General features: G+C 70.0%; 1 protein-coding gene. It reads right to left on the bottom strand.

Translation table 11 applies throughout. The annotated features are described in order from the left end of the window. Positions 1-141 precede the first annotated feature (141 nt). The coding region (locus tag ACGFT1_RS35860; RefSeq protein WP_373913169.1) for a TerD family protein at positions 142-247 on the bottom strand (106 nt) is incomplete at its 5' end.

The raw sequence follows: 247 nt of genomic DNA, 5'->3' as shown, positions 1-247 counted from the left end.
CGAGCACCGCGGAGTTCACCGCGTACGTGGAGAAGAAGGCCCCGGACAAGGACTTCGGCGAGATCTGGAAGGACTGGCTGTACGGCGACGGCAAGCCGCGCCACCCCTGAGAGCACGGCACCGGCGGACGCGCGGAGGGCGTCAGACGTTCACGCCGAAGTCCTGGGCGATGCCCACCAGGCCCGAGGCGTAACCCTGGCCCACCGCGCGGAACTTCCACTCCGCGCCGTTGCGGTACAGCTCGCCG

The sequence above is a fragment of the Streptomyces sp. Y20 genome (assembly GCF_043195475.1).
Taxonomy (GTDB): Bacteria; Actinomycetota; Actinomycetes; order Streptomycetales; family Streptomycetaceae; genus Streptomyces.
The sequence above is the reverse complement of the archived record's forward strand: the minus strand, read 5'-3'. Positions and strand labels throughout refer to the sequence as shown.